This is a genomic window from Herbiconiux daphne (assembly GCF_024979295.1).
In the GTDB taxonomy this organism is placed as follows: Bacteria; Actinomycetota; Actinomycetes; order Actinomycetales; family Microbacteriaceae; genus Herbiconiux; species Herbiconiux daphnes.
This window is the reverse complement of the sequence record NZ_JANLCJ010000246.1, coordinates 1-859: the sequence shown is the minus strand read 5'-3', so window position 1 is coordinate 859 and position 859 is coordinate 1. Positions and strand designations below refer to the sequence as shown.

Here is an 859-nt window from a genome sequence, read left to right as displayed (position 1 = left end):
AGTGGGGGGGGGGGGGGGGGGAATTCATAGAACACTCATTCAACCAAAAGAAAAATTTCTTGGGAATCGATGGAGTGTCTAAAACTTTAAGGGCGGGAGACTGCGACAATGAATCAAAAGTCATTTTCAAAAGAATTCCGTTTGTAAGTGATAAGGACTTCAATGGAACTACCGGTTTAACACCAACCCTTGTTGCCAATAGTCCAGACTTCAAAAACAAGATTCTATACAACAACAACATAGTTCATTATAGAAAACTGACAACTCTTGAAACTTGAAAACTAATGGGGTTCTCACAACAAGCACACGATAAAGTTAAGGCAAGTGGAATAAGCGATTCACAAATGAATAAACAAGCAGGTAATTCTATTGTTGTAAATTGTCTCAAAGCAATTTTTGACGTGCTCCTTGAATTTATTGAGGTCAATTATGAATCATAATGTAATCAAGACAAAGAAACAACTTTACTTCGAGTGAAAAGGTAAAATGCCGGAAACTCCAAAAGAGAAAAAGGTGTTTGGCAAACTCACTTCCAAAATGATAATCAACTACATAGAAAGAGGTAAAAATGCTAATACCTTGTAGAAAATGTGTTGAGGAATTGGGACACCCAGAACTTCAACCAAAAACAAAAAATGGTTTATGTAAAGACCATAGAAAAAAGGAAAAAAATGAAAGAAACTAAACCACAAAACATCAAGCATTTAGTCATAGCACTCGATGTTTCAACCTCAAACACCGGTTATGCCATCTTGGCAGATGGTGTGCCAATGGTTGACGCCAATGACAATTTGTCTATCGGGTCAGTTCATATGACTAAGACTGAAAAGAACAAACTTGGAAATGACAAGGACGTACT

The 859-nt window shown here is 36.8% G+C and carries 2 protein-coding genes; both read left to right on the top strand.

The features are described from left to right. On the top strand, nt 1-278 hold a 278-nt coding region (locus N1032_RS24405; protein ID WP_259543093.1), incomplete at its 5' end, for a hypothetical protein. A 393-nt stretch (nt 279-671) separates the two neighbouring features. Continuing rightward, nucleotides 672-859, top strand: a 188-nt coding sequence (locus N1032_RS24400; RefSeq protein ID WP_259543092.1) for a hypothetical protein, incomplete at its 3' end; no start/stop codon positions are given.